The 13686-nt window shown below is 39.9% G+C and carries 15 protein-coding genes and 1 tRNA gene; 1 reads left to right on the top strand and 15 read right to left on the bottom strand.

Annotated elements, in window-relative coordinates:
* Nucleotides 1–53 precede the first annotated feature (53 nt).
* Nucleotides 54–128: transfer RNA gene (locus MHB51_RS16260), tRNA-Arg, on the top strand.
* Between the two features lie 345 nt (nt 129–473).
* Here the strand turns inward: MHB51_RS16260 and MHB51_RS16255 are convergent.
* The 15 genes from MHB51_RS16255 to MHB51_RS16185 all read right to left on the bottom strand — a co-directional run bounded on the left by MHB51_RS16255 (nt 474) and on the right by MHB51_RS16185 (nt 13364).
* Nucleotides 474–884: a GNAT family N-acetyltransferase gene (locus MHB51_RS16255; protein WP_342558585.1), complete on the bottom strand. Its 411-nt coding sequence runs from the start codon at nt 882–884 to the stop codon at nt 474–476.
* Nucleotides 885–908: 24 nt separating this feature from the next.
* Nucleotides 909–1166 (bottom strand): HPr family phosphocarrier protein, encoded by a 258-nt coding sequence (locus tag MHB51_RS16250; RefSeq protein ID WP_107943273.1) that lies wholly within the window; start codon nt 1164–1166, stop codon nt 909–911.
* A gap of 126 nt (nt 1167–1292) precedes the next feature.
* The gene (gene whiA / locus MHB51_RS16245) at nt 1293–2234 is read right to left on the bottom strand and encodes a DNA-binding protein WhiA (protein WP_066167093.1); all 942 of its coding nucleotides are present in this window, start codon (nt 2232–2234) and stop codon (nt 1293–1295) included.
* A 41-nt stretch (nt 2235–2275) separates the two neighbouring features.
* Entirely contained in the window at nt 2276–3253 is a 978-nt protein-coding gene (locus tag MHB51_RS16240; protein ID WP_342558584.1) for a YvcK family protein, read from the bottom strand.
* Nucleotides 3254–3257: 4 nt separating this feature from the next.
* The gene (gene rapZ / locus MHB51_RS16235; RefSeq protein ID WP_342558583.1) at nt 3258–4139 is read right to left on the bottom strand and encodes an RNase adapter RapZ; all 882 of its coding nucleotides are present in this window, start codon (nt 4137–4139) and stop codon (nt 3258–3260) included.
* Between the two features lie 24 nt (nt 4140–4163).
* Nucleotides 4164–4628, bottom strand: coding sequence for an 8-oxo-dGTP diphosphatase (locus tag MHB51_RS16230; protein ID WP_066167102.1), 465 nt, complete (start codon nt 4626–4628; stop codon nt 4164–4166).
* A gap of 401 nt (nt 4629–5029) precedes the next feature.
* Nucleotides 5030–5974 carry a thioredoxin-disulfide reductase gene (gene trxB / locus MHB51_RS16225; RefSeq protein WP_066167105.1) on the bottom strand — a complete coding sequence of 315 codons (945 nt, stop codon included), beginning with the start codon at nt 5972–5974 and terminating at the stop codon, nt 5030–5032.
* A gap of 78 nt (nt 5975–6052) precedes the next feature.
* On the bottom strand, nt 6053–7573 hold the full coding sequence (locus MHB51_RS16220; protein WP_342558582.1) for a tetratricopeptide repeat protein: 1521 nt from the start codon (nt 7571–7573) through the stop codon (nt 6053–6055).
* 150 nt (nt 7574–7723) lie between these two features.
* Complete coding sequence (gene hisIE / locus MHB51_RS16215) at nt 7724–8341, bottom strand: bifunctional phosphoribosyl-AMP cyclohydrolase/phosphoribosyl-ATP diphosphatase HisIE (protein WP_066167111.1); 618 nt, start codon at nt 8339–8341, stop codon at nt 7724–7726.
* Entirely contained in the window at nt 8338–9096 is a 759-nt protein-coding gene (gene hisF / locus MHB51_RS16210; RefSeq protein WP_342558581.1) for an imidazole glycerol phosphate synthase subunit HisF, read from the bottom strand. Before hisF ends, hisIE begins: the two co-directional genes overlap by 4 nt.
* On the bottom strand, nt 9090–9698 hold the full coding sequence (gene hisH / locus MHB51_RS16205; protein ID WP_066167117.1) for an imidazole glycerol phosphate synthase subunit HisH: 609 nt from the start codon (nt 9696–9698) through the stop codon (nt 9090–9092). Before hisH ends, hisF begins: the two co-directional genes overlap by 7 nt.
* Nucleotides 9695–10285 carry an imidazoleglycerol-phosphate dehydratase HisB gene (gene hisB, locus MHB51_RS16200; RefSeq protein ID WP_342558580.1) on the bottom strand — a complete coding sequence of 197 codons (591 nt, stop codon included), beginning with the start codon at nt 10283–10285 and terminating at the stop codon, nt 9695–9697. The genes hisH and hisB overlap by 4 nt, the downstream gene beginning before the upstream one ends.
* A gap of 1 nt (nt 10286) precedes the next feature.
* The gene (gene hisD, locus MHB51_RS16195; RefSeq protein ID WP_342558579.1) at nt 10287–11567 is read right to left on the bottom strand and encodes a histidinol dehydrogenase; all 1281 of its coding nucleotides are present in this window, start codon (nt 11565–11567) and stop codon (nt 10287–10289) included.
* A 16-nt stretch (nt 11568–11583) separates the two neighbouring features.
* On the bottom strand, nt 11584–12207 hold the full coding sequence (gene hisG, locus MHB51_RS16190; RefSeq protein ID WP_342558578.1) for an ATP phosphoribosyltransferase: 624 nt from the start codon (nt 12205–12207) through the stop codon (nt 11584–11586).
* Nucleotides 12207–13364: an ATP phosphoribosyltransferase regulatory subunit gene (locus MHB51_RS16185; RefSeq protein ID WP_342558577.1), complete on the bottom strand. Its 1158-nt coding sequence runs from the start codon at nt 13362–13364 to the stop codon at nt 12207–12209. Before MHB51_RS16185 ends, hisG begins: the two co-directional genes overlap by 1 nt.
* Between the last annotated feature and the right edge of the window lie 322 nt (nt 13365–13686).

Below are 13686 nucleotides of genomic sequence, written 5' to 3'. Positions count from 1 at the left end.
TGCATATACGACGATTTTATCACCATTCAGAGCTTTGCACAATTTTTGCACTTGTCCTCGTGGTGTAATGGATAACACTGAAGATTCCGGTTCTTCCGCTGGGGGTTCGATTCCCTCCGAGGGCACCATTTTACTGTTTCAATATAATATTTTGTATAGCAAGACCTGATTTATGAGCCAATTAGTTTAGCAGCCTAATTGACTCATAAGAGGGAGTTGATGGATAAAGGCGATATCACACTGTACCGATTGAGCCTTATCCACCTCTCTTTAAACTACTTATGACAGACTTATTTAATTCATGACAACTATCATTTGAATATAAATTAGCGAGCAATAGAGGTTTATCGGTTTTATGAATAAAGAAAAGGGACGGGGCTGTCCGAAAAGTGCACATCTTTTCGGACAGCCCCATTCTTTCTCGCTAAAAAACGGTCAGTTGGCAAATGCAATCTGACCGCAATAATATTTCCTTATTTTTTTAAAAAGATTTCATAAAGATTTGCATTTGGGTAATAGAGTGACCCAAATTCCTCATAACCATTCTTTTTATAAAATGCAGGTCCTTGAAAATCAAAAGTTTCAAGACGAATGACCTCGCAACCAAAATCATATAAATCCGCTTCAATTGCTTTTAAAAGCACTGTCCCGATTCCTTTATGACGATAATTTTCATCAACCCACAATGTATCAATATAGCCAATTTTATAGTAGGAAGAATAACCAAATACACCACCGATTATTTTGCCATCGTCCTCCACTACATGCTTAAATGAAATGAACTCTTTTTCTTGTAATAGCGGCTTTTTCCGTAAATTATATTTCGTTAATTCCTCCTCAATAAATTGAACTTCTTCATTTGATGCTTCTCTACATTTATACATATTTTTTCTCCTACTTACAGTTGCTTAGTCTTCTTGCTCAATAAACTCCGTCAATGCGGCAACTGCTTTTTCTGCGTCTTCACCAGTAGCTATTAGGGTTACTTGTGTGCCTCTTGCAATTGCCAAACTCATAATTCCCATAATCGATTTGGCATTTACTTTTTTATTGTCCTTTTGTAAAAAGACATCAGATTTATAGCGATTTGCTTGCTGTACAAAAAGCGCTGCCTGCCTAGCCTGCAATCCTGATTTTAATTTGACTTCTACTTGATTTTCAGTCATTCCCTTTTCTCCCTTTCCATTACCGCTCATCTATTATTGTAACCTTATCTTATCGAATTGATAGGAAAAGAACAATGTATACGCATCGTATTTTGTATTCGTTTTCAAAATTTTTCTACTATTAGCTTAAATTTTTTCTCCGCGTCTAATTGCCTCTGCAATTTCATCGATTTTACGTAAACGATGGTTGACACCTGACTTACTTACAACACCGGTCGATACCATTTCGCCTAGCTCCTTCAATGTCACATCTTGATACTCTACACGTAGACGTGCAATTTCACGTAGCTTTTCAGGCAGTTGATCAAGCCCAATGGCATTATCAATATAACGTATATTTTCAACTTGGCGCAATGCAGCACCAATCGTTTTATTCAAATTCGCTGTTTCACAATTCACAATGCGATTTACACTGTTGCGCATATCCCTTAAAATTCGTACATCTTCAAATTTCAACATTGCTTGATGTGCGCCTACTAGGCTTAAGAAATCAGAAATTTTTTCTGCTTCTTTTAAATAAGTTACAAAGCCTTTTTTTCGCTCAATCGTTTTGGCATTTAGCTGGAACGTATTCATTAGCTCCGCCAATGCTTCACCATGCTCTTTATATAGCGAATAAATTTCCAAATGGTAGGAGGATGTTTCAGGGTTATTAACAGAACCCCCTGCTAAAAAAGCGCCACGCAAATACGCTCTCTTATGATTATTTTTTTGAACAAGTGATTCGGCAATTGTATGGTTAAATTGAAATTCATCCGAAATAATTTGCAAATCTGTTAACAATTCACGAGCACCTTCACGCACCCGGCAAATATACACATTATTTTTCTTTAAGCGCATTTTTTTACGAACAAGTAGCTCTACATTATATGGATAAAGCTTTTTAACAATCGTATAAAGTCTTCTGGCAATTGCAGCATTTTCTGTCTGGACATCTAAGCTAAGTTGGCGATTTGTAAATGATAATGAGCCATTCATTCGAATGAGTGCAGAAACTTCCGCCTTTAAGTTCATATCATCCGCCTCTATTTGTGTCAGCTCTTTTTTTGTTTCTGATGCAAACGACATCGATGTCTCCCCCTTTCTTTACAAGGAATAAAGTCCCGCTATTAGCATTTCTTTTTTCGCTGCTTTTGTTCGCTACATTCTTCTAGCCACTTTGCTACATTCAGTGCATGGTGACGTACAGTATTGTTTTTAATGAGCGCAATTTCCTTTTGAATTACTTCAATTCCCATTTTTTCGATACGTTCAATATCTACAGCAACCGGCTTAGCATTTTCAGTTTGATAGCTATCAATAACAGGTTGCGGCATTATAAAATCATTGACTAGCACCTTTTGAATAAATGGTGTTTTCATATGCGCATGAATGGCTTCAATATGGTCTGCTACACTATAGTTTAGCGTTTCACCTTTTTGTGTCATTAAATTGCAAATGTATATTTTCTCAGCTTTGGAACGAATAACAGCAGTCCCTAATTCTTCAACTAATAAATTGGGAATAATGCTCGTATATAGGCTACCTGGGCCAATTAAAATATAGTCTGCGCTATGTATCGCACGAATAGCTGCCGGTAAAGGAGCTACATCGCCCGGGGATAAAAAAACTCGCTTGATTGCTGATTGAGCTTGCGGTATACGCGACTCTCCCTCAATATAGGTTCCGTCAACTAGCTCCGCATGCAGCGTGACTTTTTTATTAGAGGCAGGTAATACTTTGCCATGTACATTCAGCACTTTGCTTATTTCAGCAATGGCGTGGCTAAAATCACCTGTAATATCCGTTAGTGCTGTAAGCATTAAATTTCCTAATGAATGACCACCTAAATCGTCCGAGTTCGAAAAGCGATATTGAAACATCTTCTCAACTAACGGCTCTACATCGGAGAGCGCAGCAATTACATTGCGTATATCGCCTGGCGGTGGAATATCGTAGTCATCACGAAGGCGTCCTGAAGACCCACCATCATCTGCCACAGTTACGATAGCTGTAATATCAAAGGGCTTCTTTTTTAAACCACGTATTACAGTGGAAAGCCCTGTTCCGCCACCGATGACTACGACTTTTTTATTGAGTTTTTCCATCCCATCAAGCCTTTCTACGTTTAATATCTCGGTGCGTCACAATTGTATGCTCCTTTTGACTAAGTAGCTTTCCAAAATATTCTGCTAATGTTACAGAGCGATGCTGACCACCTGTACAGCCAAATGCAATGACTAGCTGCGATTTACCTTCTTTTTTGTAGAGCGGAACCATGAATTGCAATAAATCCGTTAGCTTTACGATAAGTTGCTGTGTTTCTTCTGTCGCCAAAACATAGGAGGAAACCTCCGTTTGCAAACCTGTTTTTTGGCGGAGTTCTTCAACATAATAAGGATTTTTCAAAAATCGCACATCGAATACTAAGTCAGCATCAATCGGCATGCCATGTTTAAAGCCAAAGGACATGACATTTACTGAAAAAATTGGCTTATTAGAATGCGCAAATTTACTCGTAATAATCTCACGTAGCTCCCTTGGCTTTAGCATCGATGTATTAATAACTGTTTTTGCCTGACTTTTAATTTCCTCAAGTAATTGACGCTCTAATTTAATCCCATCTAAAAGTAGACCTGCTGGCGCCAAAGGATGTGAGCGTCGCGTTTCTTTATAGCGTCTTACGAGTGCCTCATCGTCGGCATCTAAGAATAAAATATTGCCCTGAATATCTTCCTGATTGGCTAGCTCATTCAGAACAGCCGATACTGATTCAAAAAACTGATACCCACGCAAATCCATTACAACAGCTATACGTGAAATTTTCCTCTCTGAATCACGCATTAATGCTAAAAATGTCGTCAAAAGTTCTGGTGGGATATTATCGACGCAATAAAAACCTAAATCTTCAAAGCTTTGCACCGCTACCGTCTTTCCAGCCCCAGACATCCCTGAAATAATTACTAGCTCCTGTGCATATGTTTGATTACTCATATCGACAGTTCTCCCTTCGCTTATTTACTCTTGTGAATTTTGTATTGTTTCACTTAATAGCTCAAATTGCTCTGTATACTCAAATGTCCCATATTGCATCCCTTTATTTGATGCAACAAACAACAAATTTGTTCGGTCTCCTTCAGCCATTGGTAAATGGTGCAATTGGTCAATATCGAACCAGCCAAGTATGCCTTCCCTCGTTTCCTCATAAGGTATACCTTCTATACCATGTGCGACAAAAGTGTAAAGCATCCACTCATTAACGATTTCTTGCTCCCGTTTAATCACCATCGTATAAACACCTTTTAAATGGACATTTTGCGGTGTTGCATTCGTTTCTTCTTGGAATTCACGAATAGCCGCTTCATAAATCGACTCACCACTTTCCATCTTGCCACCCGGCGCGACATACCAGCCACGTCTTGGCTTTTGCAGTAACAATACCTTCCCATCTTGTATTGCTAGTAAATTGGCAATTCTTTGCATACATTTCACCCCAAATCAATTGCAATTATTTTATCATTCACCTTTTACTTCATTATACATTATCAATTACACCTTAGCGTAATTGTATCCAGATTTTTTCAAGCTATATGGTGGAAGTTAACCTAAAACCGTCACGTCCTGTGACGACGGTTAACTGACCTGCATCATGCAGGCCTCCCTTCAAAATCTGTGACATTTGCTGAAAGAAGTTTAACAGGGCGCTTAGCTAACAACACGCCTAATAATTTTTTGTGAGTAGTAAAGATGAAAGCACAAAAAGAGGTTGCTTCTGCAAATAAGCAGAAACAACCTAAACAAAAATTTCAAAAAGGGAGATTCACTAATAACCTTAGTATACCCTTTTATTGTTGCAAGAAAGTTACAGCATTATTAAAGTTCAATTAAAGATTATGTTTTTCCTTTAATTCTTCAACAAAATGCTGCGCTGATTGTGCAGCGATACTACCGTCTCCTGTCGCTGTTACGATTTGACGTAGCATTTTATCACGCACATCTCCAGCCGCGAAAATACCTGGCACAGCTGTTTCCATTTTTTCATTCGTTACAACATAGCCTGCTTCATTTAAAATATTTAAGTGTGTAAATGGTGCAGTTAACGGAACCATACCGATATAAACGAATACACCATCTGTTTTTACATCCGTTTCAGTGCCATCTACCGTAGATGTTAATGTAACGCTACCTACTTTACCATTATCCTCATTAATTTCTTTTACGGTTGCATTCCAAATAAAATCTACCTTATCATTAGCAAATGCACGATCCTGTAGAATTTTTTGTGCGCGTAACTTATCACGGCGATGTACAATCGTTACTTTTTCTGCAAAGCGCGTTAAATAAACACCTTCTTCAACAGCAGAGTCTCCCCCACCAACAACGATTAAGTTCTTTTGTTTGAAGAATGCTCCGTCACATACTGCACAGTAGCTCACGCCACGTCCACCAAGCTCTTGCTCCCCCGGTACACCCATTTTTTTATATTCTGCACCCGTTGCAATAATAATAGAACGAGTTTTATATTCCTTCTTACCAGAAACAATCGTTTTATATTGTTCCCCGTCAGTAATTTCTGTAACATCCCCATAAGCATACTCTGCACCAAACTTTTTGGCATGCTCAAACATTTTTGTTGATAATTCTGGCCCTAAAATATGATCAAAACCTGGATAGTTTTCAACTTCCTCTGTGTTGGCCATTTGACCACCTGGAATACCGCGCTCAATCATTAACGTAGATAAGTTAGCACGAGATGCGTAAACCGCTGCTGTCATGCCCGCTGGCCCAGCACCAATAATGACTACATCATAAATTTTTTCCTCTGTCATCAAAAAATCCTCCTCAAAACTTGACTACTAGACTGCATTCATCGTATACAATTCAAAAGCTATATTCAAATAAAATGCCTATTCAAACTCAGTCGGTACAAATGCTAACAATTCATTAACATATTTCGTTAATGTCGCAACACTAATATTATAATTTTCGGCACAATTTTTTTTGGTAATATTGTCCCCCATTGCAGATTGCAGCATATAGTCTACTGCTGCGGCAATGGCGGCAGGATTTTTAAAGGAGTAGCTGGAGCGCAGTGCGAGCTCTCCAATTGAAAACCATAGTTGCAATGCTGAAGTTGCAGTAAAATTCAGCTTGCCGTATACCTCTATTAATTTTTCAGCTACTTCTAAAAAGCGAATAAAGCTTTTTTCAGATTCTGTTGTCATTTGAAAATCATGCCCAAGCGAGTATGCTAAAGTCAGCTTTTCTATTTCATTGTACTTTTCAATATCAATCCATTTTGGGTGCGCAATAATTTCTTGCTTATGTGGCGAATGCTTTAATATAAAAAGCCCAAAAAGGCGGTCTGCTGGATACTTACTATTAATTTTCTCAATAATTAACTCGCGGTTTTTTTCTAATGATTGCTCCTCATCCGCTAATGAGCTCATATGCCATGGCTCAAGCCCTTCCTTTGCAGGATCTAAAACGAGCAAGGATTGCCAAGCAGCTTTCGCTATTTCCTCTTGCTGTGAGAAATAAGCGGATTGTGCTAGCCAATAATAAAAGCCGGGGTCGCCCTCATAGCCTCTTTTATGCATAGAGCGAAGCCATTTATAGGCTGTCTCATACTCACCAATTAAAGCTAAAGTAGCGCCTAGCTTATAACGATTTTCCCAATCATAGGGCTGAATTTTTTTGAGCAATGCTGTTAGCTTTTCAAGCTCAGCTTCAGCTCTTTCATAATAGGCAAAAACAGCCAAATTACATAGAGCGTGTAGATTGCCATGATTTTCACGTAGCACTTGGTTTAATAACGCGTGTGCTTGCTCTGCTTCCCCTACATAAAAATAGGCGAGTGAGAGGTTATTATAAGCCGGCCATGCGTCAGGAAATTTTTCTATGAGCTGCTCTAGCACTTCAATCGCTTTTGGAAATGCACCTTGCTCCATAAAACGTCGAGCTTTTTCCTGCCCAATTAATTTTTCTGCCTCTTGCTCATCAACATCTTCTGTGAGATTTTGCTCAAACTCCACAAAATCCAAAATTTCATATGCATCAAGCGCATACATACCTTCTGGCTCCTGCTCTAGGTATTGCTCTGCATATTTTTTAGCATCATGTATCAAGCCTAAACAGCCTGAAACATCTGCTAATAAAAAAAGGATTTCCGCATTGCTTGGTTCTAAGCTATGTGCTGTATGAATCAATTCGTAAGCATGCTCGTAATTTTGAGCCTCTATTTCTAATAAACCATATTGAGTTAAAACGCGTATATCGTCTGGGCTCAATTCCTCTGCGCGCTTTAAATATTTATATGCTTTTTCAATTTGGTCCCTTTCCAGTGCCTTTATTGCTTTTTCATAATAATAATCACCTGTTGGCACAAAGGAGACGATATTTTCTTTTTTTTGTTCTTTATTTTCCAACAATATTTCCTCCGAAACAAGAAAAATAAGGAACGTAAATTACGTTCCTCATATAATATCTATTATTATAGCACAAACAATTTAATAGTCATTGATTTATCCATATCTGCACATAATTTTTGTTTTAGAAGGAAAATTTACAGCATAAGCTTATTGCTTCTTTTGATGCCTTTCCTCTAGCACCTTTAACACCTCATATATATCTACCTTCTGCTCCTGTAATAAAACGAGTAAGTGGTAAATTAAATCAGCAGCTTCCCACTTTACCTCTGCAGCATCGCGGTTTTTAGCAGCAATAACCACTTCCATCGCCTCTTCGCCAATTTTTTTGCCGATTTTATCAATGCCCTTGTCAAATAAATAGGTTGTATAGGCTCCCTCTGGCAATTCACTCTCTCGCTCTTTAATAAGCTCGCTTAGCTTGGACAGCATACTAACGGAGCCGACCTCTTCGTTTTTCACAATCGCTTCTGTAAAGCAAGAGTTTGTACCAGTGTGACATGCTGGACCTGCTGGTAGTACCTCTACAACTAAAGCATCGCGGTCACAATCTGCCATAATGGAAACGACCTTTTGCGTATTGCCACTTGTCGCCCCTTTATGCCATAGTTCATTGCGCGAGCGTGAAAAGAACCATGTTTCATTTGTTTCAATCGTTTTCGCTAAAGATTCCTCGTTCATGTAAGCAACCGTTAGCACTTCCTTTGTTTTTGCATGCTGAATGACAGCTGTTACTAAGCCTTTTTCATTAAATTTTACATCAATCATCGTACACAAACTCCTTTATTGTACAAATACGCTTTAATGGCAGCTACACTCGTTTCTTTATAGTGGAAAATGGAGGCTGCTAATGCTGCATCCGCATCAGCCTTCTGTAATACTTCCACAAAATGCTCAGCATTGCCAGCACCGCCACTCGCTATAATAGGCACTGTTACAGCATCTCGAATTGCTTTCGTTAACGCTAAATCAAAGCCTGATTTTTCACCATCACGGTCCATGCTTGTCAATAAAATTTCTCCAGCTCCTAAGCGTACTGCCTCCTGTGCCCATTCAACTGCCTGCCACGAGGTTTTATTGCGCCCACCGTGCGTATAAACCATCCATGTATCATCTTCATCACAAAAGCGCGCATCAATTGCCACAACGATGCATTGTGAACCAAAATAAGCTGCACCTTCCTGGATAAGCGCTGGTCGCTCCAATGCTGAAGTATTAATAGACACTTTATCTGCACCTGCTCGCAAAATGCGCTTCATATCATCCAATGTACGAATGCCTCCACCAACCGTAAAAGGAATCGCTAGCTTCGCCGCTGTTTGCCGCACGACATCCTCCATTGTAGCCCGCCCCTCATAGGAGGCTGAAATATCTAAAAAGACAAGCTCATCTGCCCCTTGCTCATCATAAAATGTCGCAAGCTCTACAGGGTCACCTGCATCGCGTAATGACTCGAATTGTACACCTTTCACAACACGCCCATCCTTTACATCTAAGCACGGAATAATTCGTTTTGTTAACATTTTTTTACCCCTTCCAACCATTGCTGCAATAAAAATAAGCCGAACTGTCCTGATTTTTCTGGATGAAATTGCATGCCGGTAAAGTTATTTTTCACTACAATACCCGGTACTTGCACATCGTAGTAATTAGCAAATGCCACAAGCTCCTTCTGCTTCATATCACTTACATAAAAAGAATGCACAAAATAAACGAAGCGTTCTTGTTGTAATGCAGTCAACCAGCTTGGCTTATAAACAAACTGTAAGTCATTCCAGCCCATATGTGGAATGCGCGGTATATTTGTAAACTTTGTAATGCGTCCTGAAAAAACACCGAGCCCTTTTGTCGCTGTTACTTCATCGCTTTCCTCAAATAACAATTGCATGCCTAGGCAAATGCCAAGCAAAGGCTTTGTAGTCGCTTGAATAAAGGAAGTAAGCCCAGCCTGCTGTAGTTTTTTCATCGCATCGGGAAATGCTCCAACCCCCGGTAGAATAAGCGCATCCATCAATTGCAATTGCTCTTTATTAGCGGTAATCACAACCTCTACCTCAAGCCGTTTTAACGCTTGCTCAACGCTAAATAAATTACCCATTCCATAATCGATTATGCCGATTTTCACGTTAGTAGCCCCTTCGTTGACGGCACACCCTTCACGCGCGAGTCAATTTGAATCGCATCGTCTAGCGCTCTTGCCAATGCCTTGAAAATCGCCTCTATAATATGGTGCGTATTATGCCCATAAGGTACGATGACATGGACATTCATGCGCGCCTCTAATGCAAATTTCCATAAAAACTCATGCACAAGCTCCGTATCAAATGTTCCTACTTTTTCGGTTAGTACCGGTGTTACTCGATACTCTAAGTGTGGACGGTTGGAGCAATCAACAATCACTTGTGCAAGCGCATCATCCATCGGTACAAAGGCATTGCCGTAGCGCTTAATCCCTTTTTTATCACCTAACGCCTCGCGTACTACCTGCCCTAAAACAATGCCGATATCCTCTGTTGTATGATGTGCATCGATATACGTATCACCGTCTGCTGTGATTTTGCCATCAAATAAGCCATGTTTTATAAATAAATCAAGCATATGGTCCATAAAAGGTACGCCTGTTGCGATTTTAGCTTGTCCTTCTCCATCTAAGTTTAATTCCACTGCAATTTTCGTTTCATTTGTGTTGCGTTCTATTTTTGCGTACCTCATGCTATACCTCTCCTTTTTTCCAGCCGCGCGCTTCTACCGCTCTGGCATGTCCCTCTAAGCCTTCTAATCTCGCAAGACGTGCAATTTTAGGCGCATTTTGTGCCCATGTCTTTTCACTATAATAAACAACGCTTGTGCGCTTAATAAAATCATCTACATTCAACCCACTTGCAAAACGTGCGGTGCTGTTTGTTGGTAGCACATGGTTTGTCCCTGCAAAATAATCACCAACCGGCTCCGAGCTATAACGCCCGATAAAAATTGCACCCGCATGCGTAACTTTTTGTGCATCTTCCTCTGCATTAGCTGTCATAATTTCTAAATGCTCTGGTGCTAAAGAATTGACAGCAGCAATCGCTTGCTCTATCGTCTCCGCTATATAAATATGACCAAATCGCTCAATCGCTTGGCGCGCAATGCTTTCTCTTGGTAATAGCGCCAGCTGACGCTCGACTTCCTCGGCAACTTTTTCTGCGAGCGATTCACATATCGTAATTAAAATCGCACATGCCAATACATCATGCTCCGCTTGTGATAATAAGTCGGCTGCTATCTCATCCGCATAGGCTGTTTCATCTGCTAATATCGCAATTTCGCTCGGTCCTGCAATCATATCAATGGCTACTTCACCAAACACCTCGCGCTTAGCTAGTGCCACATAAATATTACCAGGGCCTGTAATTTTATCTACTGAGGCAATCGTCTCTGTTCCGTAAGCTAATGCAGCGATTGCTTGTGCACCACCTATTTTATACATTTCCGAAATACCTAAAATCGATGCGGCAACAAGCACTGCATCTGGTAATTTACCATCTTTACTAGCTGGGGAAGTAAGAACGATGCGCTTCACGCCTGCCACCTGTGCAGGAATAACATTCATTAATACCGATGAAGGATATGCTGCTGAGCCCCCTGGCACGTAAAGCCCTACTGCCTCCAATGGAATTATACGCTGTGCTAAATAAGAGTCATTCTCTAAAGGGAGCTTATAGCCTGTGCGGCGCTGCTCTTTATGGTAAAGACGGATATTATCCGCCGCCTCGATTAAATCTGCTAAAAGTGTTTTATCGAAATTTGCTACAGCCTCGTCGATTTCCTGCTGTGAAACGCGAAAATCATTTAGCATTACGCCGTCCCACTTTTCACTATATGCACGAACAGCAGCATCACCTTGTGTCTTCACATTTGCTAACACTTCACGCACTACTGCTAGCTGTTGCTCATTGCCCCCCTCTAATGGGCGCTTTAACGAAATATCATCTGTTAATGTTGTAATTTGCATGATTCAGCCCTTCTTCCTATCCAACACATTTTCTTAAGCGACTTACTAAATCTTGAATGCGTGCACTTTTCAGTCGATAGCTTACAGGATTGGCAATTAGACGTGATGAGATGTCCGCGATACGCTCATATTCAACAAGTCCATTTTCCTTTAGTGTACGACCTGTTGAAACGATATCGACAATTCTATCAGCTAGCCCTATCATCGGTGCAAGTTCAATGGAGCCATTTAATTCAATAATCTCAACTTGCTCGCCAATTTCTTTATAATACTTTGTCGCGATGCGCGGATATTTTGTAGCGATGCGTGGCGCCACTTCATTCATCCTTGTATTGGGCAAACCGGCAGCCGCGATATAGCATGTACTAATTTTCAAATCTAAAAGTTCATGGATTGTGCGCTGCTGTTCAAGTAAAACATCCTTTCCCGCAATGCCTATATCTGCTACACCGTGCTCTACATAAACAGGTACGTCCATTGGCTTCGCTAAAATAAATCGAATATTTTCCTCAGGAATTTCAATCATTAGCTTTCTCGTATCTTCCATATCTTTAGGTAATCGAAAGTTGGCACTTTCTAATATTTTACATGCCTCAGTAAAAATGCGACCCTTCGGCATAGCAATTGTTAACACCGTCATTATTCTTCCTCCTGTACGTATACAACCTCGCTAAATTGCACTTTATATGCAGTTACATTTGTTAAGCTACTAATCGCCTGTAGCGTCACACGGCGACCAACTGCCCGCAATTTTGTCGCATGCTGCAATGCCTCTTTATATAAATGCGGCTCGAATAATAGCAATGTTGTTGCTACTGTAGGTTCATTCGTTTGCACAACTTCTAACAATCGGTCGACACGGAAGCCAAAGCCTGTCGCTCCTACCTCTGACCCAAATTGGGCTAACAATCCATCATAGCGTCCGCCATTTCCAAGGGGGAAGCCACTGCCTACTGCAAATACTTCAAACAGCATTCCCGTATAATAATTCATCGAGCTCGTCAACGTAAAATCAAATGTAATATAGTCCATTACATTTGCTTGCTTTAACAATCGTTCTAGCTCGTATATATATGTCAGCGTGTTTTCATCGACAACATATTTTTCTATATTAAAAATACTTTTAGCATTCGCTGCTTCTTCAATAAATTGCAGTAAAATCTCGCTATTTTCTCTTTGTAAGTCAAATGATTTTACCGTTTCTTCAAAGCCTACATAATTGCGCTCTACTAATAATTGACGCAAACTATTCGCTTGCTCACCGCTCATTGTATATTGCTGCAAAATTGCCTGTAATACATGTGCGTGTCCGATTGTCACCGTAAAGGACTCAACACCCAATTGTTGAAGCAATTGAATCGCGAGTATTATCACTTCTACATCCGCAAAAACAGAAGAATCACCTATAAACTCAATTCCCATTTGCTCAAATTCAGCAGGGCGTCCTCCCTCTGTTTGCTGTGCACGAAACACACTAGCAAAATAAGCAAGGCGCTGCGGAATTTTTTCCTTCAGCAGTTTTGCTGTTGCAATACGTGCGATTGGCGTTGTCATATCAGGACGCAATACGAGCATATTGCCCTGATTATCTACTAGCTTAAAAAGAGAAGCATCCTCAATAGCTGAAGCTTTTCCTACTGTATCGTAATACTCCACTGATGGCGTTTTTATAAAATCATAACCATGCGCGTATAAAAAATGTCGTCCTTTTGCACGAATTGCCTCTAACTTCTCATATGTTTGCGGAAATGTATCACGCATTCCAAGTGGTTTTTCAAATAATTTAATCGTAGACATAGTCATACACCTCAATAAACTTTAGTTCACTAGTGTGATAGTATAATAAAGCGTAAATATTGTCAAGTCTTGAGTTACTTTAGCTTTATTGAAAATTATTTTATTTTTAATTATGCTGCGATTTCGGTCAGTTTTATTGATGTATTTGCGAATTACCTGAATTTATTTTGTTCGCACATTGAAAGGAGATTTTCAATCCTTCTCTTTCGTTTAGGACAAACACCGCTAAATTGAATGTTTCTATCATTTTCAAAGAAAACCCTCGCTATTTTAATGAGCAAACACTTTGCCAAAACACCAATAAAGGCGTCCCAACAGCCGG

This window comes from Metasolibacillus sp. FSL K6-0083, from assembly GCF_038630865.1.
Classification (GTDB): domain Bacteria; phylum Bacillota; class Bacilli; order Bacillales_A; family Planococcaceae; genus Metasolibacillus; species Metasolibacillus fluoroglycofenilyticus.
The sequence above is the reverse complement of the archived record's forward strand: the minus strand, read 5'-3'. Positions and strand labels throughout refer to the sequence as shown.

What these genes read in the sequence shown, in the direction of transcription:
- hisD (WP_342558579.1), bottom strand. Translation starts at nt 11,567, where the DNA reads ATGCAAATTACAACATTAACAGATGATATTTCGTTAAAGCGCCCATTA.
- MHB51_RS16255 (WP_342558585.1), bottom strand. Translation starts at nt 884, where the DNA reads ATGTATAAATGTAGAGAAGCATCAAATGAAGAAGTTCAATTTATTGAG.
- whiA (WP_066167093.1), bottom strand. Translation starts at nt 2,234, where the DNA reads ATGTCGTTTGCATCAGAAACAAAAAAAGAGCTGACACAAATAGAGGCG.
- hisF (WP_342558581.1), bottom strand. Translation starts at nt 9,096, where the DNA reads ATGTTAACAAAACGAATTATTCCGTGCTTAGATGTAAAGGATGGGCGT.
- MHB51_RS16185 (WP_342558577.1), bottom strand. Translation starts at nt 13,364, where the DNA reads ATGTCTACGATTAAATTATTTGAAAAACCACTTGGAATGCGTGATACA.
- hisIE (WP_066167111.1), bottom strand. Translation starts at nt 8,341, where the DNA reads ATGATTGATGTAAAATTTAATGAAAAAGGCTTAGTAACAGCTGTCATT.
- MHB51_RS16250 (WP_107943273.1), bottom strand. Translation starts at nt 1,166, where the DNA reads ATGACTGAAAATCAAGTAGAAGTCAAATTAAAATCAGGATTGCAGGCT.
- rapZ (WP_342558583.1), bottom strand. Translation starts at nt 4,139, where the DNA reads ATGAGTAATCAAACATATGCACAGGAGCTAGTAATTATTTCAGGGATG.
- MHB51_RS16240 (WP_342558584.1), bottom strand. Translation starts at nt 3,253, where the DNA reads ATGGAAAAACTCAATAAAAAAGTCGTAGTCATCGGTGGCGGAACAGGG.
- MHB51_RS16230 (WP_066167102.1), bottom strand. Translation starts at nt 4,628, where the DNA reads ATGCAAAGAATTGCCAATTTACTAGCAATACAAGATGGGAAGGTATTG.
- hisG (WP_342558578.1), bottom strand. Translation starts at nt 12,207, where the DNA reads ATGACGGTGTTAACAATTGCTATGCCGAAGGGTCGCATTTTTACTGAG.
- hisB (WP_342558580.1), bottom strand. Translation starts at nt 10,285, where the DNA reads ATGAGGTACGCAAAAATAGAACGCAACACAAATGAAACGAAAATTGCA.
- trxB (WP_066167105.1), bottom strand. Translation starts at nt 5,974, where the DNA reads ATGACAGAGGAAAAAATTTATGATGTAGTCATTATTGGTGCTGGGCCA.